Raw genomic sequence first — 26,419 nt, 5'->3', positions numbered from 1 at the left:
GTTCTACTTTGGATGTATGGCGTACACCATCGGAGACCTCGTCGAGCACAGTGTTGATCGCGTCCCGGACCGGGTCGTCCTGGTCCAGGAGGGTCGGTCGTTCACGTTCAGGGAGCTGGAGGCGCGGGCGAACAGACTCGCCCACCACCTCCGGTCCGTCGGCGTCGGGCCGGACGACAAGGTGGCGGTGTACAGCCGCAACACCATCGAGGCGGTGGAGGCGATGGTCGCGATCTTCAAGATCCGCGCGGTCATGGTCAACGTCAACTACCGGTACGTCTCCTCCGAGCTCGAGTACCTGCTCGACAACTCCGACTCCGTCGTGGTCATCCACGAGCGTCGCTACGCGGACGTGCTCTCCCAGGCCCTGCCCAGCACCCCGGGGGTCCGGCACTGCCTCGTCATCGAGGACGGCACCGACGGGCCCGACCCGGCCGCACCGGACGGCGTCTCCGTCGCCCACTATGACGACGCGCTGGCCGCGCAGCCACCCGAACGCGACTTCGGCGAGCGATCCGGCGACGACATCTACATGCTCTACACCGGCGGCACCACGGGCTCCCCGAAGGGCGTGATGTGGCGGCAGGAGGACGTGTTCATGGTCCTCGGCGGCGGCATCGACTTCCTCACCGGCGAGAAGGTCGCCGACGAGTGGGAGCTGGCGAACAAGGCGGTCGACGGCGGGGTGCTGGTCCGGGCCGCCCTGCCCCCGCTCATCCACGGCGGCGCCCAGTGGGCGATCCTCATGTCCCTGTTCGCCGGCCACACCAGCGTGCTCATCCCGGAGTTCGATCCCCGGGCCGTCTGGCAGGCCGTGACCGAGCACAAAATCAACCTGCTGTTCATCACCGGCGACGCGATGGCGCGCCCCATGATCGAAGCCTGGGATCCGAAAGAGTACGACTCGTCGTCGTTGTTCTACATCGGGTCCTCCGCGGCTCTGTTCTCGCCCTCGGTCAAGGACCAGTTCATTGACGCCTTCCCGAACGTCATGCTCTCGGACTCCATCGGGTCATCGGAGACCGGTTTCTCCGGCATCGCTCTGGCGGAGAAGGGCAAGACGCACACGGGCGGCCCGCGGGTGAAGATCGACGGCGAGACCACCGTCCTGGACGCGGACGGCAACGAGATCGAGCCCGGCTCGGAGGTCATCGGCAAGGTGGCGCGCACCGGCCACATCCCGATCGGCTACTACAAGGACGAGGTCAAGACGGCGTCGACGTTCAAGACGTACAACGGCAAGCGCTACTCCATCCCCGGTGACGACGCCCGCGTCGAGGCCGACGGCACCGTGACGATGCTCGGCCGCGGGTCGGTGACCATCAACACCGGTGGCGAGAAGGTGCACCCGGAGGAGGTCGAGGCCGCGCTCAAGACCCACCCCGACGTATACGACGCCCTCGTGATCGGCGTGCCCGACGAGCGGATGGGCCACAAGGTGGCCGCCGTGTTGCACACCCGCGACGGCAAATGCCCGCCGATCGAGGAGCTCAACTCCCACGCCCGACACGAGATCGCCCGCTACAAGTGCCCGCGCGCGCTCTGGATCGAACCGGGCGTCAAACGCAATCCCGCGGGCAAGCCCGACTACCGGTGGGCCGCGGAGATCGCCGCGTCCCGCCCCGCAGACGACAGCCAGGAGATCAGCAAGTGAGCATTCGCACCCCCCTCGCGGAGCAGTTCGGGATCGAGTACCCGGTCTTCGCGTTCACCCCGTCCAAGGCCGTGGCCGCCGCGGTCACCCGCGCCGGCGGCATGGGAGTGCTCGGCTGCGTCCGGTACAACGACGCAGCGGAGCTCGACGAGGTCCTGACCTGGATGGACGAGAACACCGACGGCAAGCCGTACGGCGTCGACATCGTCATGCCCAACAAGGTGCCCACCGAGGGCAACCCCTCCGACATCGCCGCGATGATCCCCGAGGAGCACAAGGCGTTCGTCTCCCGCGTCCTGGACGATCTCGGCGTGCCACCGCTCGGTGACGACGCCGAGCACAACGCGGGAGTCCTGGGATGGCTGCACTCGGTCGCGCAGGCGCACGTCGAGATGTCGCTCAAGCACCGGCCCGTGCTCATCGCCAACGCGCTCGGCTCGCCGCCGAAGCACATCATCGACCTCGCCCACGAGAACGGGATGAAGGTCGCCGCGCTCGCCGGTGCCACCAAGCACGCGCTCGCGCACGTGGACAACGGCGTCGACATCGTGATCGCGCAGGGCGGCGAGGCCGGTGGCCACACCGGTGAGGTCGCCACGCTCGTACTGGTGCCGGAGATCGTCGCCGCGCTCGACGGGCGCGCCCCCGTGCTGGCCGCGGGCGGCATCGGTAGCGGCTCCCAGGTCGCTGCCGTGATCGGGATGGGCGCCGAGGGCGCGTGGATGGGGTCCCGGTGGCTCACCGCCGCCGAATACGGCGACGACGGCGGCTCCAAGGCCATGCAGAAGGCACTCGTCGCCGCGACCAGCGCGGACACCGTCCGCACCCGCATCTACTCCGGCAAGCCCGCCCGCCTGCTCAAGAGCAGGTGGACCGAGGCGTGGGCGGCGGAGGGTGCGCCGAGTCCGCTGCCGATGCCGCTGCAGAACATCCTCGTGGCCGAGGCACACCAGCGCATCTCGCAGTCGCAGGACCCTGAGGTCGTGGCCATGCCGGCCGGTCAGATCATCGGCTCGCTCGACGGCGTCGTCCCCGTGGCCGACACGATGGCCCAGATCGTCTCCGAGTACGAGGCCGCCGTCGAGCGGTTGCGCGGCACCCTGGGCTGACGGCCCGGGCGCTACCCACTACAGCCGCTCGCCGCGCTACCCACAACAGCCGCCCCTGTCGATGAACGCGCGCCCTCGCCGATGCGCACGCGCGAGTTCATCGACAGGGGCGGCTGCGATCCGGACGTACAGGCGCGGGAGCGGATGCCGGCCCCGGGGGAAGGGTTCTGCGGTCAGCCCTGGAGGACGAACAGGAGCATCGCGGCCCAGTGGCAGGCGAACGCGATGACCGTGCAGGTGTGGAAGACCTCGTGGAACCCGAACACGCCCGGTGACGGGTCGGGCCGCTTGAGGCCGTAGACCACCGCTCCGCCGGTGTACGCCAGACCGCCGGCCAGGACGAGGCCCACCGCGACGGGGTCGACGGCGAGCAGGTCGCCGGCGAACCACACGGCGGTCCAGCCCAGCAGGATGTACAGCGCCACGTACAGCCACCGGGGCGCCGAGAGCCAGAACAATCGGAATGCGATCCCGAGCAGCGCCCCGGTCCACACGATCACCAGCAGGATCGTGCTGGCCGGGGCGTCGAGCGCAGCGACCGTCATGGGCGTGTACGTGCCGGCGATGAGCAGGAAGATGTTGGAGTGGTCCAACCGGCGCATCAACGCGGCGGCCCGCGGACGCCAGTGGACGCGGTGGTACAACGCCGAGATGCCGAACAGCAGCGACGAGGTGGCCAGGAACACCGCGCACGCCAAGGTCAGGGCGGTGCCCTCGGCCAGCACGGTCAGGACCACGCCCAGCGCGATCGCCACCGGCAGGGTCCCGGCGTGGATCCAGCCCCGCAGTAGCGGTTTGGGAGGGACGGCGGTGATGCCGAAGTCGTCGTCCTCGACGTCGGTGGCCGGGTTCGGTTCGGGGTTCACGGCAGAGTCCACACACAGGAAACTACCGAGTAGTCACTTGAGGGTGTTATCGCGCCAGTCACACGGGCGTGAACGACCTCGTCCCGTCCGGGCGGATCCACAGGCGGTCACCGGCGGGGTCGGCGCCCCGCTCGGTCAGGTCGCGGGCCCGGAACTTGAAGCTGGCCGTCCGGGGCAGGGCGGCGGTCACCCGCAGCAGCGACGGCCACTGTTTGGGGCCGAGGTCGCCCTGGCCCTCCAGAAAGGTGCCCAGTCCGCCCGCCACTGCGACCGGGTCCGCACCGTCCCGCAACACCACCGCCGCCGCGACGGCGTCTCCGATCGCGCCCGCACCGCGCACCGTCTCCGCCGGCACCGCGTACACCCCCACCTCCGCCAGGTTCGGATGCCGCCGCAGTACGCGTTCGATCGGTGCCGCCGCCAGGTTCTCCCCGTCGACGCGCATCCAGCCACCGGACCGGCCCGCGAAGTAGACCCACCCGTCGTCGTCGACGTACGCGAGGTCACCGGAGTGGAACCGGCCGCCGCGCATCCTCTCGGCGTCGGCGGCGGGGTCGCCGTAGTACCCGGAGAACAGTCCCGGCCCGTCGGCGACCATCTCGCCCACGGCCTCGTCGGAGTTGAGCAGTACGCCGGCGTCGTCGAAGCGGGCGCGGGGGCACCGGGCACCGGTCTCGGTGTCGACGATCGAGACGCGCTCGGGTAGCGGGCCGAGTGCGGCGTCGGGGGTCCCGGGGGTACGGGTGACGGAGATGCCGCCCTCGCTGGAGCCGAACCCGTCCACCACGGCGACGCCGAAGCGCCGGGCGAACTCGCGACGCACGTCGGCGGGCGCCTCGTTGCCGTAGACCACGCGCATGGGGTTGTCGGCGTCGTCGGGCCGCTCGGGGGTGGCCAGGATGTAGGACAGGGGCGCGCCGACGTAGTTGGCGAAGGTGCAGCCGTGTCGCCGGACGTCGTCGAGCCAGTTGGAGGCGGAGAAGCGACGCCGCAAGGCGATCGAACACCCGGAGTACAGGGCGATCGGCCACGCCACCATCACGGCGTTGGAGTGGAACAGCGGCATCGCGCTGTAGACGCAGTCATCCGGGCCGATGCCGAACCTCTCGGCGAGCATGCGGCCGGGCACGGAGATCTTGTTCTGGGTGATCCGGACGGCCTTGGGGTCGCCGCTCGTGCCCGAGGTGAACACCAGCGCGACGAGGTCGTCGGGGCCGACGGGCACGCCCGCCGTCTCCGGGAGCGCCGCGCCGGCGTGCCGGTCCAGCAGGGCGGTCCACTCGGGGGAGTCGACGGAGACCACGGGCACGCCGGGATCGAGCCCGTCGAGCAGCGCCGCGTTGTCGGTGTCGGTGAGGATGAGCGCGCAGTCGGCGAGCGCGGCGTCGCGGATCAGCGCCTCACCGCGCCGCGTGGGGTTGAGTCCGGCCACGACGAGCTCCGAGCACGCCGCCGCGCCGAGCAGGTGGAGGTAGTCGGGCGTGCCGGACAGGAGGAGGCCGACGTGGGGACGTGACGATGTCGACGACGACGACGCCATCAGCTCCCGTAGCGCCGCGATCCGCACGGCCACTGCACCGACGGCCTCCGACCACGGCGTGAGCCGACCGTCGGACCAGATGCCGCGATCGCCCACGGCGGACAGGGCGTGCACCGCGTCGGCGACGGAGGTGAACGGCCGGGCCGCGACGTCCGCGATCGTCTTGACCGCGCCGCTCACGCCGAGTACTCCCACGGATCCCCGTGGGTGGCCAGGACCGCGCCGAGGTCGATCAGCTGCCGGGTGGCGCCGCCCAGGCGGAACTCCCCGGCCTTGGCCGCCAGGAAGTAACGGTGGGCGGGTTCCGAACGGTCCAGTCCCACGCCGCCGTGGACGTGGACGGCGGTATGGGCGAGCCGGTGGCCGGCGTCGCAGGCCCAGAAGTGGGCGGAGGCCACGGCGGCGCGGGTCGTGGCGCCCGGTTCCCCGCCACAGGAGTCGAGCTCATAGGCGGCCCGCAGGGTGCTCAGGCGCACGGCGTCGACGTCTATCGAGCCGTCGGCCAGGCGCGCGGCCACGGCCTGGAAGGAGCCGATCGGGCGACCGAACTGGTGGCGGGTGCTCGCGTACGCGGCCGTCCGCTCGAGCGCGGCCTCGATCACGCCCCACTGGTGGGCTGACAGGTGGACGCGGCGGCGCAGGGCGTCCGACTCCGCGGCCGCGCCGGGGAGGGCGACGGACTCTCCCGCCGGGCCGGTCACCAGGCCCGCACAGGAGAAGTCGACGGGGACCGTCCGCTCGACGGTCACTTCCGCGCGGTCCGAGACGTCCACCTGTCCGTTCTCGGGGGAGGTCTGGACGAGGACATCGGCGATCGGCGCCCAGTCCACCTCGGGGGCGTTCCCGTCCGAGACCGCCGCGATCTCGCGGCCCTCGGCCACGGCGGTGGCGCGGTCGGTCAGGCCGGCGGCCTCGAGCAGCCACGACGCGCGGACTGCGGCCGACAGCGGGACGGGCGCCAGAACCCGGCCCAGCTCACGCATGACCAGCGCCTCACCGACCACGCCGAGGCCGGCGCCGCCGAGCCGCTCGGGCGCGAGGGCGGCCGGCACCCCGGCGCGGACGAGCTCGTCCCAGAACCGGGCGTGGAACCGGGCGGTGGAGCGGTCGGTGCCCCCGGCTTCCGTCCCGGGCCCGAAGCGGGCGTCGAGCTCGCGCAGGGAGTCGTCGGTGACGAGGCGTTGACCCATGTCGCGGACGAGGGTGCAGAGCTCGCGCGTGCTGTCGTCGATGTGGAAGTCCATGTCAGCTGTCCTTCCGGGCAGGGGCGGGGGTCACGCGGGGCGCGGGCGGCAGCCCGAGCCCGGCGGCGGCGATGATGTCGCGCTGCACCTCGTTGGTGCCGCCGCCGAAGGTGAGGATGAGAGCGGAGCGGTGCAGCCGCTCGATGCGACCGTGCAGGGCGGCCGTGGGGGAGTGGGAGCGCTGGTACCCGCTCGAGCCGAGCACCTCCATGAGCAGCCGGTACGCCTCGCACGCGGTCTCGGTGCCGTAGACCTTGGTGGCCGACGCCGCGATGCGGGTGGGTGCGGCGGTGTCCGCGGAGACGATCTCCCAGTTGCGCAGGGCGAGGTACTCCGCCATCGCGTGCACGCGGGCCAGATGGGTACGCACCCACTCGTTGTCGATGACGTCGCCGCCACCGGGCAGACCGACGTCACTCGAACGGGTCGACCGCGCCCAGTCGAGGACCAGTCGGAGCGAGGCCTGGAGCGGGCCGGCCGCGGTGAGGGCGACGCGCTCGTGGTTGAGCTGGTTGGTCATCAGCGGCCAGCCGCCGTGCTCGGGCCCGACGAGGTTGGAGGCGGGCACCACCACGTCCTGGTAGTAGGTGGCGCTGGTGTCGGGGCCGGCCATGGTGTGGACCGGGGTCCAGGAGAAGCCCTCGGCGTCGGTGGGCACCATGATCATGGAGATGCCCTTGTGCCGCTTGGCGTCCGGATCCGTGCGCGCGGCCAGCCAGATCCAGTCCGCGTAGGCCACCAGGGACGTCCACATCTTCTGTCCGTTGATGCGGTAGACCTCCTGCCCCTCGTGCTCCCCGGTCCCGGCTTCGCGGACGGCCCGGGTCTTGAGGGAGGCCAGGTCGGTGCCGGAATCCGGCTCGGAGTAGCCGATGCCGAAGTGCAGCTCACCTCGGCTGATCCGGGGCAGGAAGTAGTTCTTCTGCTCGTCGGAGCCGAAGGCCATGATCGTGGGTGCCACCGAGTTGATGGTGAGGAACGGCACGGGCACGCCCGCGATCGCTGCCTCGTCGGTGAAGATCAGCTGCTCGACCATCGGGCGGTCGCGGCCGCCGAACTCCTCCGGCCACCCGATCGTCAGCCATCCGTCGCGGCCCATCTCGGCGACGATCTCGCGGTAGGCGTTGCCGTGGCCGTATTCCCCGGTGGTGGAGGTGAAGGCCTCGCGCCGTTCCGGGGTCATCAGTGCCGAGAAGTACTCGCGCAACTCGCCGCGGAGCCGTTCCTGGTCTGTGGTGTAGGTGATGTCCATATGCCCTAAGCTCGTCTCGAGTGGAACACGTTCTAGTGTCGTGACTCACATAGTATCGAATCACGCCCGCGGTCACAGTGGTCGCGGGCCCGGCCAAGGAGGACGGGTATGAGGATTGAAGTCGATCCCGACCGCTGCGAGGGGCAGGCCGTGTGTGTCGGGCTCGCCCCGAAGGTCTTCGAGTTGAACGACGACGACGAGGTGGTGCGCGTGATCGTCGACGAGGTCCCCGAGGAGTCGCAGAAACGCGCCCTCAAAGCGGTGGAGAAGTGTCCGATGGCTGCTCTCAGGGCCGCGGAGTGAACCCGGGGATGGATCGTGGGGGACTCGACGCGGACCTCTCGCTGGACGGGCGGGTCGCGGTCGTCACCGGTTCGGGCTCCGGGCTGGGCGCCGCGGAGGCGGTCGAACTGGCGCGCTCGGGCGCCGCCGCGGTCGTCATCAACGACATCCGTTCCGGTGACGCCACCGACGCGGTGATCGCCGACATCGAGGCGGCGGGCGCCAGGGCCGCACTGGTGGTGGGTGATGTCTCCGAGCGGGAGACGGCGGATGCGATGGTGGCCGAGGCGGTGCGGCTCGGCGGTCTCCACGTGGTGGTCAACAACGCCGGTATCACCCGGGACAAGATGCTGTTCAACATGGAGGACGACGACTTCGACGCGGTGGTCAAGGTGCACCTGCGCGGGCACTTCCTCCTCACCCGCAACGCTGCCGCCCACTGGCGCGGCGAGAGCAAGACCTCGGGTGCCCCGGTCTACGGCCGGTTGATCAACACCTCGTCCGAGGCGGGCCTCTTCGGGCCTCCCGGGCAGGCGAACTACGGGGCCGCCAAGGCGGCCATCACGGCGCTCACGCTCTCGGCCTCGCGGGTGCTCTCGCGGATCGGGTGCACGGCCAACGCGATCGCCCCCCGTGGGCGCACGGGGATGACCGAGGGCGTCTTCGAGGAGTGGGACGAGTCGGCGGGGCCGGACCCGCTGTCCCCGGACCGGGTGGCCGACCTGGTCTCCTACCTGGCCTCGCCGGCCGCGGCCGACGTCAGCGGTCAGCTGTTCGTGGTATATGGCGGCATGGTCGCACTCGTGGAGGCGCCGGTCGTGGAGAAGCGGTTCGACGCCGAGGGTGGCGTCTGGGACCGTCGCGCCTTCGCCGACGCGGTCTCCGGGCACTGGTCAGCACGACCGGAGGGGAAGTCCTTCTCGGCCGCGGAGATCATGGCGCTCTGACCTCTTTCCACTCGGTCCCCGGTGCGTTTACTGAGAGACGCGCCGGGGACCGATTGTGTGAGGTCGGGGCGTGTTAGATTCCCGCCAACCGGCAGGGGCACCGATCGGGGGTGATCGGTAGGCCTTGCTAATGAGAACGTGTTCTAGCTACTGTGTAATCGGGGTCACACCGAACCGGTCACTTGTTCAGTTCGTGTGCGGCCGGGGGCCGAGAGAAGACGGGAGGGGGGCGACATGGCGAGAGTTCTCGATACGCCACTCAGGGGAGTGGGGGAGTTCTTCGCGTTGACCCTCGACACGTTCGTCTCGTTCCCGTCGATCGTCAGACAGGGCCGCGAGTTCGTCGAACAGTCGTGGTTCATCGCCCGGGTGTCCATGCTCGCGACGGTGTTGGTGGCCATCCCCTTCACCGTCCTGGTGAGCTTCACTCTCAACATCCTCCTGAGGGAGATCGGCGCGGCCGACCTGTCCGGTGCGGGCGCGGCGCTCGGTGCCGTCACCCAGGTCGGACCGATGGTCACCGTCCTCATCGTCGCCGGCGCCGGCGCCACGGCTATCTGCGCCGACCTCGGTGCGCGCACGATCCGCGAGGAGATCGACGCCATGGAGGTCCTCGGCATCGACCCGGTCAAGAGGCTCGTCGTCCCCCGGGTCGCGGCGTCCACCTTCGTCGCCCTGATGCTCAACGGTCTGGTGTGCACGATCGGCATCCTCGGTGGCTTCCTCTTCTCGGTGCTGCTCCAGGGCGTCAACCCCGGGGCGTTCGTCAACGGCATCACGCTGCTCACGGGCTTCGGGGAGCTCATGTTGGCGCAGATCAAGGCGGGCATGTTCGGCATGCTCGCCGGTCTCGTCGCCTGCTACAAGGGACTCTCCGTGCGGGGCGGGCCGAAGGACGTCGGCAACGCGGTCAACGAGACCGTCGTCTTCGCGTTCATGGCCCTGTTCGTCGTCAACACGGTGCTCACCGCCGTGGGCGTCAAGGTCCTGGGGGCATGAAATGACAGTGATCGAGACCGCGCGGTTCCCCCGCCTGTCGCGCGTGCGGCACAACGCCGTCGGACGGTTCGACGACGTCGGCGACATCGCCCTCTTCTTCTGGCGCGCGATCGTGGCCACCCCGCGGGCGCTCACCCAGTACCCCCGTGAGACGGTCCGGCTCATCGCCGAGATCGCCATGGGCACCGGCGCGCTGGCCATGATCGGCGGCACCGTGGTGATCGTGGGGTTCCTCACGCTCTCGACCGGCGGCGTCATCGCGGTCCAGGGGTTCTCCTCACTCACCGACGTCGGGGTCGAGGCGCTCACGGGCTTCTTCGCCGCGTTCATCAACGTGCGGATCGCCGCCCCGGTCATCGCCGGGATCGGGCTGGCGGCCACGATCGGCGCCGGCGCCACCGCGCAGCTCGGTGCCATGCGCGTGTCCGAGGAGATCGACGCGCTCGAGGTCATGGCCATCGACTCGATCACCTACCTGGTGTCCACCAGGATCGTCGCGGGGATGATCGCGGTGATACCCCTGTACTCCCTCGCCGTCATCGCCTCGTTCCTCGCCAGCCGGTTCGCCACCGTGACCATCTACGGGCAGTCCGGGGGCGTGTACGACCACTACTTCTCGACCTTCCTCATCCCCACGGACATCCTGTGGTCCTTCATCCAGGCGATCTGCATGGCCATCACGATCATGTTGATCCACACCTACTACGGCTACAACGCCGCCGGCGGGCCCGCCGGCGTCGGTTCGGCGGTCGGTAACGCCGTCCGTACCTCGCTCATCGCCGTGGTGACCGTGACCCTTCTCGTCTCCCTCGCGATCTACGGCGGCGACGGCAACTTCAACTTGTCGGGATAGGAGGCGATCATGGCGAGGACGGTGAGTCAGAGCGACACGGTACCCAAGCGCATCGCGGGCGCGTGCCTGGTGTTGTTCGTCGTGGCGATCGTGGTGCTGTCGCTGCTCATGTTCGCGCGCGCCTTCACCGACCGGGTTCCTCTCACCGTGCGGAGTGACCGCGCCGGGTTGGTCATGGAGGCCGATGCCACGGTGCGCTCACGAGGAGTGGAGATCGGCAACGTCACCGATATCCAGCAGGAGTTCGACGGCGCGACGATCAACATCGAGGTGGACCCGGCCGCTCTGGAGGCGATCCCGTCGAACTCCCTGGTCAACATCAGCTCGAACACGGTCTTCGGCGCCAAGTCGGTGAACTTCGATCCACCGCCCGGCGACCCCGCCGACCCGCTGGACGCGGGGGCCGTGGTCGAGGCCTCCAACGTCACCGCCGAGGTCAACACCCTGTTCGAGGATCTCACCACCCTGCTCCAGGCCATCGAACCGGAGAAGCTCAACGCCACCCTCGGCGCCATCTCCGGCGCGGTGGACGGCCGGGGTGAGCAGGTGGGCCGCACGATCACCGACCTCAACTCCTACCTGCAGGAGATCAACCCACAGATCGAGACCCTCCAGCGTGACCTGGCCAAGGGGTCGAGGGTGGCCAACCTCTACGCCGACGCGACCCCGGACGTGATGCGCCTGCTCGACTCCGGTACGGACGTCGGCACCAACGTGGTCAACAACCAGGCCCGCTTCGAGCAGCTGCTGGCATCCTCGATCGGCACCGGTGAGACCGGCAAGCGGCTGCTGTCGGAGAACGGCGACGAACTCGTGAAGACCCTGTCGGACCTGCGCGCCTCGACGAGCCTCCTCGCCGAGTACCACCCCATGCTCACGTGCCTCATCGTGGGGCTCAACCAGGGCGTCGAGGGGGCCAAGGCGGCCTTCGGTGGCGAGGACCAGCCCGGTCTGGTCTTCAAGGCCGGCTTCCAGCAGGGAGCGCGGGCGTACGAGTACCCGAAGGACCTGCCCAAGGTCAACGCCAGCACCGGCCCGAACTGCTACGGCCTCCCGTTCCCCGATCCGGACGTCCACGCCCCGTTCGTCGTGACCGACACGGGCTCCAATCCCGTGGAGGGGATGCCCGACGTGTTCACCTCGCGACCCGCCCCGTTGTTCGGGCCCCTGCGACCGATGGAGCCCGGCAGGCCCGCGCCCCCGACCCTGTTGCAGGTCATGCTCGGGATGGACGGGGGAGCGCCGTGACCGCCGGACGGACGGCCGCGCGGCAGGCGCGGGCCACGCTGATCAAGCTGGTGGTCTTCACCACCGTGATGGTGCTCGTGCTCGCGGCCCTGGTGATGGTGTTCAGCGAGTACCGTTCGGGCGACTTCGAGGACTACAACGCGGCCTTCACGGACGTCTCGGGGCTCGAGGACGGGGACAAGGTACGTATCGCGGGGGTCGAGGTGGGCCGGGTGGGGTCCATCGATCTCGTGGACGGGAACACGGCCGACGTCGAGTTCACCGTGGCCGGGAACCAGACGATCCATCAGAGTACCGAGGCGATGGTGCGCTACGAGAACCTCACCGGAGACCGGTACCTCGAGCTCCGTCGGGGCACAGGGGACCAGTCGCCGCTCGAGCCGGGCGGCACGCTCCCGATCTCGCAGACCTCCCCGGCGCTCGACCTGGACGCGCTGCTCGGCGGGTTTCGCCCGCTGTTCAAGGCGCTCGATCCAGGCCAGGTCAACCAGCTCTCGGAGTCCATCGTCAAGGTGTTCCAGGGCGAGGCGGGGACCGTGCAGGACCTGCTCGCCTCCACCTCGTCGCTGACGGGGCCCTGGCCGACCGGGACCAGCTCATCGGGGACGTCATCACCAACCTCAACGGGGTGCTGACGACCGTCGAGGAGAACCACGACAACGTGGACTCGATCGTCGTGGACCTCCAGCAGCTCGTCTCCGGTCTGGCGGCCAACTCGGAGCCGATCGGTGAGTCGGTGTCCCGACTCAACGACGCGAGCGCGAACATGACCACCCTGCTCTCGGATGTCCGTCCCCCTCTCAAGGAGGACCTCGCGCAGTTGGACCGCGTGGCGACCCTGATCAACGAGGACGAGCCGTTCGTCGACAACGTGATCAAGCGACTGCCGGGCGACTTCGAGAAGATGGGTCGCCTGGGCGTCTACGGCAGCTTCTTCCAGTTCTATCTCTGCGGAGTGATCGTGCGGGTCACCAGCCCGGTGACGGGCCAGGACGTCTTCCTGCCGCAGTACGAACAGACGACGGGAAGGTGTGCGTTCCCCGATGAGTGACACATCCGATGGCGCTCCGCGCTCCGCCCCGAAGGGCCAGCTCCGGTTCCGCGACCGCGATCCCAGGAAGATCGGCGTGTGGGGCGCCGTCGTCGCCGTGGCGCTGATGGCCCTCTCGCTCAACTTCGACCGGATCCCGTACCTCAACGGCATGCGCGGTGCCACGGCGTACGTGGCCGACGCGGCCGGTCTCAGCACCGGTGACGAGGTCCAGGTCGCCGGCATGAAGGTCGGCAGCATCCGCGGGATCGCGCTGTCCGGCGACAAGGTGGAGGTGCGGTTCGATATCGCCACCGACGTGGAACTGGGCGCGGACACGTCGGCGCAGATCAAGACCGACTCGATCCTCGGCCGCCGCGCTCTCGCCGTGTTCTCGGACGGCCGCGGCGAGCTCGCGGACGCCACCATCCCCCTCGAGAGGACCTCCGTTCCGTACTCGCTCACCTCGGCGCTCGGCGACCTCAGCGACACGGTCGAGGCAATGGACACCGAGAAGGTGGACGAGGCGCTCACCGTGATCTCCGAGACCATGGAGACGTCGTCACCGGAGGTCCGGGGCGCGATGGACGGGATCACCCGGTTGTCACGGTCCCTCAACGAGCGGGACGAGGGCGTGCGCCAGCTCCTCGAGAAGGCCGCCGGCGCCACGGACATCCTCGGTCAGCGCAGCGAGCAGCTCAACCAGCTCATGGTGGACGGGAACATCCTGTTCACGCAGCTCGACCTGCGCCGGCGGGCGATCAGCGAGCTGGTCGTCAACATCGACACCCTCGCGCAGCAGCTCTCCGGGGTGGTGCAGGACAACGAGGCGCAGCTCGGACCCGCCCTCGACAAGCTCGAGAGGGTCTCGGACCTGCTGATCCGCAACACGGAGGAGATCGACCTCGGCCTGCGCCGGATCGTGCCCTTCTCCACCGCGCTCAGCGAGGCCGTGGCCTCGGGCCCGTGGTTCAACGCCTACGTGAACAACCTGTCACTCGGCCAGTACCAGCAGACCATCCTGCGGGACGTCATGCCGCTCCTCGACGACCGTATCCAGCCCGAACCCGGACTGGTGCGTGAGCCGACCATGCCCGGTGTGCCGGGACTGACCATCATGGACGAGTTCCCCGGTTGGGGCGAGAATAGGTTGCCACGATGAGCCGACTGCTGTCTTCCACCGGTGCCAAGATCGTGGCGTTGATCGTCGTGGTGGCCGTCATCGCCGCCGCGGCGTGGTTCCTCGTCGCCCGTACCAAGACCGTCACGGCGCACTTCGAGTCCACCCGGGGCGTCTATGTCGATGACTCCGTCCGGATCCTCGGCGTCAAGGTCGGACAGATCGCGGAGATCACCACCGAGGGCGGGGTGTCCAGGGTCACGATGGAGATCGACGAGGAGGTGGCTGTCCCGGCCGACGCCAACGCCCTGCTCGTCGCGCAGTCCCTCGTCGCCGAGCGGTTCATCCAGCTCACGCCCGTGTTCACGGGCGGAGCCGAGATGGAGGACGGTGGCACGATCCCGGTCGAGCGGACCGCGATCCCCGTCGAGTGGGACGGCGTCAAGGAGCAGCTCATGAAGCTCTCCTCGGCGCTCGGCCCCACCGGGGAGGACGATCGGGGTGCCCTCGGCGACTTTGTCGAATCCGCCGACGCGATGCTGGACGGCAACGGGTCCGAGGTGCGTGACGCGCTCGGCGAGCTCTCGCAGACCATGGCGATGCTCTCCGACGGGCGGGAGAACCTCTTCACCACCCTCAAGAACCTCCAGCTCTTCGTCACGGCGCTCTCGCAGAGCGAGGAGCAGATCGTCTCCTTCGGCGGCAAGCTCGCCAGCGTCACCCAGGTGCTGGGCGACCAGACGGACGGTATCGACGCCGCGTTGAAGGACCTCGACCTCGCGGTGACCGACATCAACCGCTTCCTCGACAACCACGGGACCCGGGTGACGACCGCGGTGGACAAGCTGGGACAGGCCACCAAGGTGGTCCGCGACCGTCGCGCCGATCTCGAGGGTGTGTTGCACGTGGGCCCCACGGCGATGGCGAACTTCTACAACATCTACCGCCCGTACCAGGGCGTGCTCACCGGCGTCCTGGCGATGAACCAGATGGCCAACCCGACCAACTTCATCTGCGGGGCCATCGCCGGCCTGGCCAACAACACGGCCGAGTCCGACGCGCAGCTGTGCGCGCAGTACCTGGCGCCGATGTTCAACTCCCTCACCTCCAACTACCCGTACGGCGCGGTGACCCCGCCGATCACCCCGACCGCCGAGCCCCAGCAGATCTGGAACTCGCAGACGCCGGGGACGCAGACCCCGCCGGGCGTGCAGCCGGTGTCCGATCGGCCCGACCCACTGGTCAACGTGGTCAACAAGGGCGACAACCTCACCGACACCCTGATCGTGACAGGTGGTGCGTGATGAACCGCGATCGTTCCCTGCGCCCCCGCCTCCTCGCGGCCGGCGCCCTCGGCGGGGTCGTCCTGCTCTCCGGGGCGGGATGTACCTGGGAGGGGTTGAACTCCCTGCCGCTGCCCGGTGCCCAGGGCAACGGTGAGGGGGCCTACGAGGTCACCATCGAGATGCCCAACGTCACGACCATCACGCGCAACTCGCCGGTGCGGGTCAACGACGTCAACGTCGGTTCCATCACCGGCATGAGGGTCGAGGACTACACGGCGATCGTCACGGTCTCGCTCAACGAGGACGTCCGGCTCCCGGGCAACTCCCACGCGAAGATCGGCCAGACGAGCCTCCTCGGTTCACAGCATCTCGAGATCTTCCCGCCGCCGGACGGTGATCCGCAGGGCTCGCTCTCGGACGGGGACGTGATCCCGCTGGCCAACGCCGGCGTCTACCCGACCACCGAACAGACCCTGTCCGCGTTGTCGGTGGTCCTCACCGACGGCGGTTTGGCACAGTTCGAGACCATCGCCACCGAGCTCAACACGGCTCTGGACGGTCGCCAGGTCGACGCCAAGGAGGTCATCACGCAGCTGGAGTCCACCGTGAGCGGGCTCGACGAGCAGCGGGCCGACATCATCGCCGCGATGGACGGCCTCGACCGGCTCTCGCGCCAGATCAACGAGCAGAACGACACCCTGTCCAAGGCTCTCGGTCAGATGCCGGAGGCGTTGACACTCATCAACGACCAGAAGCAGGAGCTCACCACCGCGATCGTCTCCCTGGGGGACTTCGGCAACAAGGCCAACCAGCTCATCGACGCCGGGGGCGGGCGAGACCTCGTCGCCAACCTCGAGGACATCACGCCGGTGCTCGACGCCCTGGCGAACAGCGGCCGCAACCTCACCCGGGTCCTGCAGATCCTCATCACCTTCCCGTTCCCGCAATCCGGTCTCGACAACTTCCTCCGCGGGGACTACGCCAACCTCTACATCGACGCCGATGCGACCATGCCGCGGTTGGCGGAGACCCTGCTCCTGGGAACCGAGTTCGGAAACCGGATGGCCGGTCTCGAGGGTTATGCCGGCCTCGCCCCGAATCCGCTGGCGGGCGCGGACCCGTACTCGCTCGACGTCCCGCAGCCCGCTACCCCGGACCAGCCGGACCAGCCGGACGAGGCGGACCAGGCGGACCAGCCGGCCGGGAGCCCGGCCGCGCCGGACACCGCCACGGAACCCGCGCCCACGACCGAGGAGGCCCCCCGATGACCCGGTTCGTCAGGCTCCAGCTGACGGTCTTCGCCGTCGTCACGGTCATCTCCCTCGCGATCATGTCGGTCGCGTACCTCAAGCTGCCCACGGCGTTCGGATGGAACCGGACCGACGTGGCCCTCGAGATGCCTGACACCGGCGGTCTCTACCAGAACGCCAACGTCTCCTACCTCGGTACCGTCATCGGCCGGGTGGACGCCGTGACCCTCAAACCGGGCCGCGTGGTCGCCGACCTCCACTTCGAATCCGGCGCGGACGTCCCCGAGAACGTGCGCGCCGAGATCCGCAGCGTCTCGGCGATCGGCGAGCAGTACGTGGAGTTCGTGCCCGAGGGGGAGCCGGAGGGCGAGCTGTCCGACGGCACCGTGCTCGGCAGGGAGCGGGTCGACATGCCCCAGGGAATCGGCCCCGTCCTGGACCAGGCCACCGTCCTCATGGCCTCGATCGACGACGCGAAGATGCGTCGAGTCATCTCCGAGTCGTTCGACGCGTTCAACGGGTCCGAGCGGGACCTGCAACAGTTCCTCGACTCGGCCCAACTGCTCCTCGACGAGGCGAAGCGCAACACCGGGTCCACCCGGCAACTCATCGAGGACGCCGAACCGGTCCTGGACTCGCAGCTGCGGTCGTCGGAGTCGATCCGCGCCTGGACCCGCAATCTCGCCGACGTCACCGATCAGCTGCGGACCAACGAGCCGCAGCTCACCTCGCTGATCCAGCGCGGCCCCGATTCACTGGGCCGGGCGACCAAGGTCCTCAACGACCTGCAACCGACCATGCCGGTGCTCGTGGCCAACCTGGTGAGCGTCGGTGAGGTCGGGGTGGTCTACAACCGGTCGATCGAGCAGCTGCTGGTGATCTACCCGGCGTTGGTGTCCTCACTCATCACCGCCATCAACGGGGCCAAGGAATCCGGCCAGATCAAGGTCGACTTCAACCTGCAGATCAACGAGACGCCGCCGTGCACCACGGGCTTCCTCCCGGCCGCGGACCGCCGGTCGCCCGCCGACCTCACGGTGCCGCCCCTGATGAACGGCATCTACTGCAAGGTGCCCAAGGACTCCCAGATCGCCGTCCGCGGGGCCCGCAACCTACCGTGCATGGAGTACCCGGGTCGACGAGCGGCCTCACCGGCGGAGTGTGCCGCGAACGACTACGTACCGGAAGGACACAACCCGCCCGACACCAGCGAGGTCGGACCTCCCGGGAACAACCCGAACGCGTACAACGTCGAACCGTCCTCCGATACCGGTGAGCGGGAGATCCGCACCTCCGCGGCCATGTACGACCCGGAGACCGGTGAATACCTCGGTGCCGACGGCAAGACGTATCGTCAGGTGAACCTCGGGACGACGGGCAAGCTGCCCGCCGACGCGAAGCTCGCAGACATCCTCACGAACGGAGTGACCTAGTAGTGCCATCACAGGACACGCCCCGCGGTGGAGGTCGGACCGGCCTGATCGTCGCCGCAGTGGTCGCCGCCGTCTCCCTCGTCGCAGCGCTCGTCGCGACGGGACTGTGGCTCACCGAACGGGGGGAGGCGGCATCGATACGCGCCGATCGCGCAGCCGCCACCGAGCTCGACGAGGCCTACCGTGACTACGCGACCGAGGTGATGACCCACCTCATGACCATCCGGCAGGAGACGCTCACCGAGGACGTCGACCGGATCGTCGGCATGATCGAGGGCGACTTCTCGGAGCAGTTCGCTCCGCGTCGTGACTCCTACGAGGAGGTCGTCAAGACCACCGACGTGGTCGCGGACGGCGTCGTGTCGGCAGCCGCGGTCGAGAACTCCTACCCCGAATACGCGGACGTGATCATGGCGATAGACCAGACCATCGGCAACCCCAAGTCCGAGGAGGACCAGGACCGGCAGTACCGCGTCCGCGTCACGGTCAACCGCCACGACGACGGCGTCATGAAGGTGTCGGGGGTGAACTTCATCCCGTGATCGACGACCAGAAGAACGACGCGACCGGCTCCTCCGCCGGATCCGACATCCGGGCCACGCGACGCGCGCAGCGCGAGGCCGAACGGGCGGCGCGCGCCCAGCGCAAGGCCGACGCCGCGCGCGAACGCGCCCTCGAGGCCGCCCGTGCGGGCGGGCTCTTCGAGGGGATGGAGGCGATTCCGCGCACGGCTGCCGATCGCACGGATACCGAGCGCGCTGATTCCGAGCGCACGGATACCGAGGGTGCTGATGCCGAGAGCACCGACACCGGACAAGCCGCCGCACCGGACACGGACACGGGGCGTCCTGCGAGGACCGGCGCCGGCGTCCGCGCGACACCGGCGACCACGGTTCACTCCGAGGAGGCCGCGGCCCGGCGTCGACGGCTCATCCCGATCCTGGCCGTGGTGTCGGTGGTCCTGCTCGTACTGGCCGGGCTGGCGACGTGGCAGTACGTCGAGGCGCGGGAGAGGACGGCGACCGAGCAGACCATCGCGGCCGCTCCGAAGGAGGCCACCGACGCGGCTCGGGAGATCGTCACGCAGATGTTCACCTACGATCACCGGACGGTGGACGCAGATCTCGCGGCGGTCCGTGAACGCCTGACCGACCCCGCGCTGACCGAGTTCGTGGAGCAGTCCATGCCGAGTGTCGCGTCGGCGGCCAAGCAACAGGAGGCGAGTGTGTACGCCACCGTCGCCGCCGCCGCACCGCAGGAGGTCGTCGACGCCGACCGCGTGAGGGTTCTCGTGATGCTCAACCGGATGGTCTCTACCAAGGAGAGTCCGGAGGCGGCGAGCTCTGCCTCGCGGCTGAGCGTGGAGATGGTCCGGGTCGACGGGACGTGGAAGCTGGGGGAGCTCTCGGCCCTCTGACCGGGGGCGGTCTCCGGACTACTCCGACGTGGCGTCGAGGGTCTCGAAGAACCGGCGTGCCCACCTGTGGACGTCGTTTCCCAGTACCTGACGGCGTAGCGACCGCATGCGCCGGCGCCGGTCCTCCTTGGGTTCGTTGATCGCAGCCATGATCGCGTCCTTGACGCCGTCGAGGTCGTGCGGGTTGCACAGGTAGGACTGCCGCAGTTCCGCTGCGGCCCCGGCGAACTCGCTCAGGACCAGCGCACCGTCCCCGTCGGTACACGAGGCCACGTACTCCTTGGCCACCAGGTTCATCCCGTCCCGCACGGGTGTGACGAGCATGACGTCGGCGGCCACATAGAAGGCGGTGAGTTCGGACTTGGGCACCGGTCGGTGGATGTAGGTCACCACGGGGTGGCCGATCTCGCCGAACCGACCGTTGATCCGGCCGACCGACTCCTCGATCTGCGACCGCATGATCTGGTACTGCTCGACCCGCTCGCGGCTGGGGGTGGCCAACTGCAGCAGGGTCACGTCGGCGGTGTCGAGGCGGCCCTCCTCGAACAGTTCCTCGAGTGCCTTGAGGCGGACGTCGATGCCCTTGGTGTAGTCGAGCCGGTCCACGCCCAGCAGCAGGACCTCCGGCGAGCCGAGCTCGGTGCGGAGTCGCGCGGCGCGGGCGATGGTCCCGCGGTCGCGCGCGGTGGTGTCGATGGCCGCGGAGTCGATCGAGATGGGGAACGCCCCCACCCGGACCATGCGGTCGCCCACCCGGATCTCGGACGCCCGCCCCCGGGTGGACCGCAGTCGCACCGAGGGGTAGCCGCCGAGCCGGTTGGCGAGGATCCGGAAGTTGTCCGCGCCACCGGGGAGGTGGAATCCCACCAGGTCGGCGCCGAGCATGCCCTCGACGATCGTCGACCGCCACGGCAGTTGCATGAACAACTCGATGGGCGGGAACGGGATGTGGAGGAAGAACCCGATGGTCAGGTCGGGTCGGAGTTCGCGGAGCAGTCGGGGGACCAGCAGGAGTTGGTAGTCCTGGACCCAGACGGTGGCGTCGGGGGCTGCTGCTGCGGCGGTGGCCTCGGCGAACCGCGTGTTGATCTCCACGTAGGCGTTCCACCACTCGCGGTGGTACTCGGGTGGCACCACCACGTCGTGGAACAGCGGCCACAGGGTGCCGTTGGAGAACCCCTCGTAGTAGAGCTCGACGTCCTCGGCCGAGAGCGTGACCGAGTGCAGCCGGATGCCGTCGGCGTCGAACGGCTCGGGGGCGGCGTCGGCGACGCCGGGCCACCCCACCCAGGCGCCGTCATTGGCCCTGAGGATGGACTCCAACGCCGTCACCAGCCCTCCGGGGCTGGCCTTCCAGTGTTCGGTCCCGTCGGGGTCGCGCACCAGGTCCACGGGGAGACGATTGGCGACGACGACGAAGTCCGCGCCGGCCTCGGGTGGCCTCTGCTCGGTGACGCCCGTCATCGGCGTTCCCCTCCGTGGTCGCTGCGGTGCTGTGATCCGGGCTCGGTCGGTACTACTCGGCGTCGGCCGGGTCGATCTTCTCCGGACCGATCCCGAGCATGTCGAGGAGCATCCGGCACTCGTCGGCGTCGGCGGAGTACGAGGCCACGATCCTCTGGGCCTGGTACGCGGTCTCGTCGGCGACCGGCTCGAGGTCGACGTCGAGCTCGGGCTCTTTACTTGCCGCAGCGGCGGATGCCATGTGTGTCCTCCCGTGGTCGGTATCGGACGGCGGACCCGGGTGGGCCACATCGTCCGAGGCCATTCTACGTCACTGGTCGGCGGCGGCGGACCTGCGCAGATTACGGGTGACCCACTCGCCGAAGACGATGCCGGCGGCGAGCGCCACCGCGATCGCCAGCGCCTGGAACATCAGACCCACACCGATACCCGTCTGGTCACTGGTCAGCGCCGACAATCCCCGGTAGACGGACAACCCGGGCAGGAGCGGGGTGATCCCGGCGATGGTCACGATCAGCGGTGGGACCGTCGCGATACGGGCGAGGATGCCACCGAACAGGCCCATCGCGCAGGCCGCCAGGGCGGAGCCCACGACCACGCCGAGCCCGGTCACCATCACGATCTGGAAGATGAGCATCCCGATCGACCCGACGGCCGCGGCGAGCCAGGTCGAGCGGACCGTCGCGTAGCTGGCCACCGCGAAGCCCGCCGCTCCGACCCCCGCCGCGAAGACCCCCACGAACACCGACGCGTTCCCGGAGATGGACGGATCGATCGGGGGAGGGGACATGCCCAGGCGGGCGAACACCGCGAGGGCGATCGTGATCCCACCGAGCACCCCTCCGGTGAGGATCATCGTCTCCACCCCACGACCGGCCGAGGTGACGGGGAAACCGGTGATGGCGTCCTCGATCGCACCGACGAGCGTGAGCCCCGCCAGGAGCACGATGATCCCCGCGGCGACGAGGGTGGACGGCTGGATCTCCACGAAGTTGTCGGCCAGTAGCACGTAGGCCAGCAGCGCCCAGGCGGCGGCGATGAACCCGCCCACGACCTGCTGGAAGAACTTGGGCAGGCGGTGGCGGTCGAGATAGCGGTTGGCGTACATCAGTGCGAACGTCGACACCATGGACAGGAGTCCGGCCAGCGGGCTGCCGCCCAGCTGGATGACGACCGCGCAGCCGAGCATCGCCCAGCCCAGGACGGCCACCCGGAACGAGTGCGGGTGCGGGGAGGCGACGATCCGCTCGACCTCGGAGGTGGCCTGCTCGACCGTCAGCTGACGGCGGACGATGAGATCGATGAGCCGGGCGACACGGGTCACCCGCGTCATGTCGATCGTGCGGTAGTTGACCACCCGGATGACGGAGATCGGTGGCCGACCACGACGGCGGTTCACGCCGATGGTGAGCGAGGTGAAGGTGACCTCGACCGTGGCACCCGGTAGACCGAACGCGGCCGCGACCGATTCCGCCTGCGCCACGGTGTCCGCCGCGCCCTCGCCGGAGGAGAGCAGGATGCCGGCGATCTCCAAGGCGAGATTGAGTACGTCGGTGACCGCGCCGTCGTCGTCGAGGTCGACCGGCGCCATGGGGGACAGGGGCGGCTCGACCGCCAGGTCCATCGTGGATTTTCGCAGTCCCAGCCACGCCAGAGGGCGGGTGTACGGTGCCGGTGCGTCGCGGGTCTCCACGGTGGACACCGTAGTCCTGGCGGCGGCGGGCACGAGCGCGGCCCGGTGTCCGGTTAGGATGTGAGGCCGGACCCGGCGGTGCCGGGGCCGTGCTGGAGTGGCGCAATTGGTAGCGCACCCGACTTGTAATCGGGCGGTTGCGAGTTCAAGTCTCGTCTCCAGCTCTCGTCGCACGTCCGGGCCGGTGTCCGTCGCGCACTCCCGCGCGATGTGAACGGTCGACATATGTTTAATCTTCTCAGCTTCACGGGTAATGTGGTCCGGGTGTGCAGCAGAGGCGGGGGCTCCGTAGACGACGACGCGGAGTCCACCCGCAGGATCGCCGAGGCGTGGATGGAGGCCGTGACCTCTGGGGACGAGGAGGCGGCGATAGCGTTGTCGTCGCCGTCGATCGTCTACACCAACGGCGGGCACGTCCGCCGCTACGAGGGGTACGACGGTCTCCGCGACATCATCGAGGACTTCGCCCGACTGTCGGGTTTCCTCAGCGTGGCGGTCCTGTCCGCGGTGGCGGAACCGGGGATCGTCGCCCTCAAGCGCCGCGAGAGGTACACGCTGCCCGAGGGGGGCGTGGAGATCCCGGCGTGTTCGTTCGTCGAGGTGGCCGACGGGGTGGTCACGCTGTGGGCGGACTACAAGGATCTCCAGCCGCTCGACAGGTTCTCGGCGTGAGCGTCGACGTGGGGGGCGGAGCGATGGACCGGAGCGCCCGGGGCGGGCACGCCGGCGAGGTGGCCAGGGAACTCCTCGAGGCGACGTTCCGGGGTGACGTCGAGGCCGCCACCGCCCTCTGCGCTCCGGACCTCGTGCTCAGTATCGAGGGGACCCAGACCGTGCACGGGCACGAGGGGCTGGCCCAGCTGATCGAGTTCAACGGGGAGGTCTCCACCGACGTCCGGGTGGAGATCCACCGGGTCCTGTCCTCGGGCGACACCGCCGCCGTCAGCAGGACCACGTTCCTCACCATCGGCGGTCGACGCATCGAACTGGGAGTGGGCGCCTTCTTCACGCTCCGAGACGGTCTGGTGTCCGAATGGAGCGACTACCAGGACATGGGGGAGGTCACGCGCGCGCTGGGGCACTGATGTTCCGGACCCCGGCCGTCCCCGGGGCGATCAGTCCTCGGGGACGAACTCGCCGTATCCGAGCTCGCGCAGTGCTCGACGGATCGTCACGGCCGCGGCATCCGACTTCTCCGCCGGCATGTCCGGGTCCGCCCGCGACAGGTCGAAGCCCGACATGTCGTCGGCGGGGAAGACGTGCACATGCGTGTGCGGCACCTCGAACCCGGCGATGAGGTATCCGGCCCGCGCCGCCCCGAAGCCTTCGAGGACGGCCCTACCCACGGCCTGCGCGACCTCGTTGACCCGCACCAGCAACCCGGGTTCGAGGTCGGTCCAACGGTCGACCTCCTCGCGCGGGACCACGAGTGTGTGACCGGCGGCGACGGGTGCGATCGTGAGGAAGGCGACCACGTCCGGGTCCTTCCACACGAACCTTCCCGGGATCTCACCGGCGATGATCTTGCTGAATACCGTCGACATGACCACAGCCTACGTTTCCGGGGCGGCCGGTTGCGGCGGATGTCCGGCGGTACGTGGTGTAATTGGGGGTGGACCAATCGGACGACGAGCGGTGAGCGGTCCTTAGAGGATGGCGGAGGAACGGCGCAATGATCGAGGTATCGGTACCGACGGCGGACGAGTCCGTGAAGAAGAAGGCTTACCATCACGGAGACCTCCGCAACGCGATCATCCACGAGGCCACGACGCGGGCGCGGGAATCGGGGGAGAAGGCGATCGTCCTGCGGGAGATCGCCCCGGTGATCGGTGTCTCGGCCACCGCCGCCTACCGGCACTTCACCAATCGGCAGCAGCTGGTCGAGGAGGTCTCGGCCCGCGGCTTCACCGCCATGGGCGAGCGCGCGAGCCTGCCCGGCGTGACGGGTGCCGAGACCGACCCGGGTCTCGCCGCCTACCTCGACCTGCGGAACACGGGCATCGCGATCGTGGAGTTCACGGTCGCGGAGCCGGCGTGGGCGCGGATGATGGTCGAGACCCTGGGGGACTCGGCGGGTGTCGCGTTCGCGGCCTCGGGAGTCCGGGAGATCATGCAGCAGATCGTCGACCGCGGGATCGCGGCCGGGATGTTCCGGCCCGGGACGCAGGTCAGGGACCAGCGCGTCATGTGGGCCGGGATCGACGGCCTCTGCGCCCACGCGATGTTCGGGCTCAACCCGATGGGGACCCCGGAATCCGATCACGCCACGGCCCGCGTGATCGATCTGTGCATGACGGACATGCTCACCCCGGAGGGGCTCCGGACCCGCGACGCCGCGACGTTACCGGACGGGATCGCGACCGAACTGCCCCGCTGACTCCTGCGGGGCAGACCGCCCGCCGGGCTCGGTCCGCCGCCTCCGGGTCACGCCTACCGGGGGGCGGTACTACTGTGGTCCTCGTGCGCATTCTCGTGATCGGTTCCGGTGCCCGTGAGCACGCCCTCCTCGTCGCCCTCGCCTCGGATCCCGCGGTGACGGAGCTCCACGCCGCGCCGGGCAACCCCGGCATGGTGCAGGCCACGCTCCACGACACGGCGGTCACGGATCCCGCGGCCGTCACTACTCTCGCCCGCCGCCTGGAGGTGGACCTGGTGGTGATCGGCCCCGAGGTGCCCCTGGTGGCCGGGGTGGCGGACGCTCTCCGCGCGGCCGGCATCCCGGTCTTCGGTCCCTCCGCGGAGGCCGCCCGCATCGAGGGTTCCAAGGCGTTCGCGAAGGACGTCATGGCCGCGGCCGGGGTCCGGACGGCGCGCGCCGAGGTCGTCGACTCACCGGCGGATCTCGATACTGCCCTGGACCGGTTCGGTCCCACCTGGGTGGTCAAGGACGACGGCCTTGCCGCGGGCAAGGGCGTCGTGGTCACGCCGGACCGCGCCGCCGCCCACGCCCACGCCCTCGCCTGCCTGGACGACGGTCACCCGGTCCTTCTCGAGTCCTTCCTCGACGGCCCCGAGGTCTCGCTGTTCTGCCTGGTGGACGGGGAGACGGTGGTGCCGCTCCTGCCCGCTCAGGACCACAAGCGCGTGGGTGAGGGCGACCGGGGGCCCAACACCGGCGGGATGGGCGCCTACACGCCACTGCCGTGGCTGCCGGAGGGGATGGTCGAGCGGATCGTCTCCGAGGTGTGCGAGCCCGTGGCCCGGGAGATGGTCGCGCGCGGCTGCGGATTCTCCGGGCTCCTGTACGCGGGGCTGGCGATCACCACGTCGGGGCCCGAGGTCGTGGAATTCAACTGCCGCTTCGGCGATCCGGAGACCCAGGCCGTGTTGGCGTTGCTGGAGTCACCGTTGGGACAGGCCCTCCACGCGGTGGCGACCGGCCGCCTCGCCGAGCTCCCACCGTTGGTGTGGCGCGACGGGGCCGCCGTGACGGTCGTGCTGGCGGCGGAGAACTACCCGTCCGCCCCGCGTCGCGGCGACGTGATCGAGGGCGCCGAGCAGCCGGGGGTGTTCCACGCGGGAACCGCGAGGGACACCGACGGGCGACTGGTCTCGGCCGGCGGTCGGGTCCTGTCGGTGGTCGGTACCGGTTCCGACCTGACGGCCGCGCGCGCCGAGGCCTACGCGATCCTCGACGGCGTCGAACTGGGCGGCGGGCACTTCCGTCGGGACATCGGCCGGGCGGCCGAGGAGGGGCGCATCAGCATCCCGGGATGAGGCCGCGCCACTGTC

The 26,419-nt window shown here is 69.5% G+C and carries 25 protein-coding genes, 1 tRNA gene and 1 pseudogene; 19 read left to right on the top strand and 8 right to left on the bottom strand.

Features of this window, described 5'->3' with window-relative positions; all coding sequences use genetic code 11:
• The first annotated feature begins 16 nt into the window (after nt 1-16).
• Nucleotides 17-1,654, top strand: coding sequence for an acyl-CoA synthetase (locus NJE57_RS08525; protein WP_319027971.1), 1,638 nt, complete (start codon nt 17-19; stop codon nt 1,652-1,654).
• Nucleotides 1,655-1,656: 2 nt separating this feature from the next.
• Nucleotides 1,657-2,763, top strand: a complete 1,107-nt coding sequence (locus tag NJE57_RS08520) for a nitronate monooxygenase family protein (RefSeq protein WP_319028240.1) — start codon at nt 1,657-1,659, stop codon at nt 2,761-2,763.
• 173 nt (nt 2,764-2,936) lie between these two features.
• Here NJE57_RS08520 and trhA read toward each other — a convergent pair whose 3' ends face one another.
• The 4 genes from trhA to NJE57_RS08500 are packed head-to-tail and all read right to left on the bottom strand — an operon-like array spanning nt 2,937 to nt 7,665.
• Nucleotides 2,937-3,629 carry a PAQR family membrane homeostasis protein TrhA gene (trhA, locus tag NJE57_RS08515; RefSeq protein WP_319027970.1) on the bottom strand — a complete coding sequence of 231 codons (693 nt, stop codon included), beginning with the start codon at nt 3,627-3,629 and terminating at the stop codon, nt 2,937-2,939.
• 58 nt (nt 3,630-3,687) lie between these two features.
• Nucleotides 3,688-5,349 (bottom strand): AMP-binding protein, encoded by a 1,662-nt coding sequence (locus tag NJE57_RS08510; RefSeq protein ID WP_319027969.1) that lies wholly within the window; start codon nt 5,347-5,349, stop codon nt 3,688-3,690.
• Complete coding sequence (locus NJE57_RS08505; protein WP_319027968.1) at nt 5,346-6,413, bottom strand: acyl-CoA dehydrogenase family protein; 1,068 nt, start codon at nt 6,411-6,413, stop codon at nt 5,346-5,348. Before NJE57_RS08505 ends, NJE57_RS08510 begins: the two co-directional genes overlap by 4 nt.
• 1 nt (nt 6,414) lies before the next feature.
• Complete coding sequence (locus NJE57_RS08500; RefSeq protein WP_319027967.1) at nt 6,415-7,665, bottom strand: acyl-CoA dehydrogenase family protein; 1,251 nt, start codon at nt 7,663-7,665, stop codon at nt 6,415-6,417.
• Nucleotides 7,666-7,773: 108 nt separating this feature from the next.
• Here NJE57_RS08500 and NJE57_RS08495 point away from each other — a divergent pair, with 108 nt between their 5' ends.
• From NJE57_RS08495 to NJE57_RS08435, 12 genes and pseudogenes are all read left to right on the top strand, one after another.
• A complete protein-coding gene (locus NJE57_RS08495; RefSeq protein ID WP_319027966.1) occupies nt 7,774-7,968 on the top strand; it encodes a ferredoxin in 195 nt (64 codons plus the stop codon).
• Between the two features lie 8 nt (nt 7,969-7,976).
• Nucleotides 7,977-8,894: a 3-oxoacyl-ACP reductase gene (locus NJE57_RS08490; RefSeq protein ID WP_319027965.1), complete on the top strand. Its 918-nt coding sequence runs from the start codon at nt 7,977-7,979 to the stop codon at nt 8,892-8,894.
• 234 nt (nt 8,895-9,128) lie between these two features.
• On the top strand, nt 9,129-9,893 hold the full coding sequence (locus tag NJE57_RS08485) for an ABC transporter permease (RefSeq protein WP_319027964.1): 765 nt from the start codon (nt 9,129-9,131) through the stop codon (nt 9,891-9,893).
• A 1-nt stretch (nt 9,894) separates the two neighbouring features.
• A complete protein-coding gene (locus NJE57_RS08480; RefSeq protein ID WP_319027963.1) occupies nt 9,895-10,746 on the top strand; it encodes an ABC transporter permease in 852 nt (283 codons plus the stop codon).
• Nucleotides 10,747-10,755: 9 nt separating this feature from the next.
• Entirely contained in the window at nt 10,756-11,994 is a 1,239-nt protein-coding gene (locus tag NJE57_RS08475) for an MCE family protein (protein WP_319027962.1), read from the top strand.
• Nucleotides 11,991-13,045 (top strand): annotated as a pseudogene (locus NJE57_RS20015) (MCE family protein). The gene NJE57_RS08475 and the pseudogene NJE57_RS20015 overlap by 4 nt, the downstream one beginning before the upstream one ends.
• A complete protein-coding gene (locus NJE57_RS08460; protein ID WP_319027959.1) occupies nt 13,038-14,186 on the top strand; it encodes an MCE family protein in 1,149 nt (382 codons plus the stop codon). Before NJE57_RS20015 ends, NJE57_RS08460 begins: the two are co-directional and overlap by 8 nt.
• Nucleotides 14,183-15,448: an MCE family protein gene (locus NJE57_RS08455; RefSeq protein ID WP_319027958.1), complete on the top strand. Its 1,266-nt coding sequence runs from the start codon at nt 14,183-14,185 to the stop codon at nt 15,446-15,448. The genes NJE57_RS08460 and NJE57_RS08455 overlap by 4 nt, the downstream gene beginning before the upstream one ends.
• Nucleotides 15,448-16,698 carry an MCE family protein gene (locus tag NJE57_RS08450; protein WP_319027957.1) on the top strand — a complete coding sequence of 417 codons (1,251 nt, stop codon included), beginning with the start codon at nt 15,448-15,450 and terminating at the stop codon, nt 16,696-16,698. Before NJE57_RS08455 ends, NJE57_RS08450 begins: the two co-directional genes overlap by 1 nt.
• On the top strand, nt 16,695-18,113 hold the full coding sequence (locus NJE57_RS08445; protein ID WP_319027956.1) for an MlaD family protein: 1,419 nt from the start codon (nt 16,695-16,697) through the stop codon (nt 18,111-18,113). Before NJE57_RS08450 ends, NJE57_RS08445 begins: the two co-directional genes overlap by 4 nt.
• A gap of 2 nt (nt 18,114-18,115) precedes the next feature.
• Nucleotides 18,116-18,655, top strand: a complete 540-nt coding sequence (locus NJE57_RS08440; RefSeq protein WP_319027955.1) for a hypothetical protein — start codon at nt 18,116-18,118, stop codon at nt 18,653-18,655.
• Nucleotides 18,652-19,530: a hypothetical protein gene (locus NJE57_RS08435; protein ID WP_319027954.1), complete on the top strand. Its 879-nt coding sequence runs from the start codon at nt 18,652-18,654 to the stop codon at nt 19,528-19,530. The genes NJE57_RS08440 and NJE57_RS08435 overlap by 4 nt, the downstream gene beginning before the upstream one ends.
• Nucleotides 19,531-19,548: 18 nt before the next feature.
• Here the strand turns inward: NJE57_RS08435 and NJE57_RS08430 are convergent, their stop codons facing one another.
• From NJE57_RS08430 to NJE57_RS08420, 3 genes are all read right to left on the bottom strand, one after another.
• Nucleotides 19,549-20,994 (bottom strand): trehalose-6-phosphate synthase, encoded by a 1,446-nt coding sequence (locus NJE57_RS08430; RefSeq protein WP_319027953.1) that lies wholly within the window; start codon nt 20,992-20,994, stop codon nt 19,549-19,551.
• Nucleotides 20,995-21,046: 52 nt separating this feature from the next.
• Nucleotides 21,047-21,235, bottom strand: a complete 189-nt coding sequence (locus NJE57_RS08425) for a hypothetical protein (protein WP_319027952.1) — start codon at nt 21,233-21,235, stop codon at nt 21,047-21,049.
• 69 nt (nt 21,236-21,304) lie between these two features.
• A complete protein-coding gene (locus NJE57_RS08420; protein WP_319027951.1) occupies nt 21,305-22,687 on the bottom strand; it encodes a threonine/serine ThrE exporter family protein in 1,383 nt (460 codons plus the stop codon).
• A gap of 91 nt (nt 22,688-22,778) precedes the next feature.
• Between NJE57_RS08420 and NJE57_RS08415 the strand changes: the two genes are divergently transcribed.
• From NJE57_RS08415 to NJE57_RS08405, 3 genes are all read left to right on the top strand, one after another.
• Nucleotides 22,779-22,851, top strand: a tRNA-Thr gene (locus tag NJE57_RS08415).
• 100 nt (nt 22,852-22,951) lie between these two features.
• Nucleotides 22,952-23,359 (top strand): nuclear transport factor 2 family protein, encoded by a 408-nt coding sequence (locus NJE57_RS08410; protein ID WP_319027950.1) that lies wholly within the window; start codon nt 22,952-22,954, stop codon nt 23,357-23,359.
• Complete coding sequence (locus tag NJE57_RS08405) at nt 23,356-23,772, top strand: nuclear transport factor 2 family protein (RefSeq protein ID WP_319027949.1); 417 nt, start codon at nt 23,356-23,358, stop codon at nt 23,770-23,772. Before NJE57_RS08410 ends, NJE57_RS08405 begins: the two co-directional genes overlap by 4 nt.
• A 30-nt stretch (nt 23,773-23,802) precedes the next feature.
• Here the strand turns inward: NJE57_RS08405 and NJE57_RS08400 are convergent, their stop codons facing one another.
• Nucleotides 23,803-24,231: an HIT family protein gene (locus tag NJE57_RS08400; RefSeq protein WP_319027948.1), complete on the bottom strand. Its 429-nt coding sequence runs from the start codon at nt 24,229-24,231 to the stop codon at nt 23,803-23,805.
• A 128-nt stretch (nt 24,232-24,359) separates the two neighbouring features.
• Between NJE57_RS08400 and NJE57_RS08395 the strand changes: the two genes are divergently transcribed.
• A complete protein-coding gene (locus tag NJE57_RS08395; RefSeq protein WP_319027947.1) occupies nt 24,360-25,064 on the top strand; it encodes a TetR/AcrR family transcriptional regulator in 705 nt (234 codons plus the stop codon).
• Nucleotides 25,065-25,147: 83 nt separating this feature from the next.
• Nucleotides 25,148-26,404 carry a phosphoribosylamine--glycine ligase gene (gene purD / locus NJE57_RS08390; protein ID WP_319027946.1) on the top strand — a complete coding sequence of 419 codons (1,257 nt, stop codon included), beginning with the start codon at nt 25,148-25,150 and terminating at the stop codon, nt 26,402-26,404.
• Nucleotides 26,405-26,419: the final 15 nt, after the last annotated feature.

Source organism: Dietzia sp. PP-33 (genome assembly GCF_033790845.1).
Lineage (GTDB): Bacteria > Actinomycetota > Actinomycetes > Mycobacteriales > Mycobacteriaceae > Dietzia.
The sequence above is the reverse complement of the archived record's forward strand: the minus strand, read 5'-3'. Positions and strand labels throughout refer to the sequence as shown.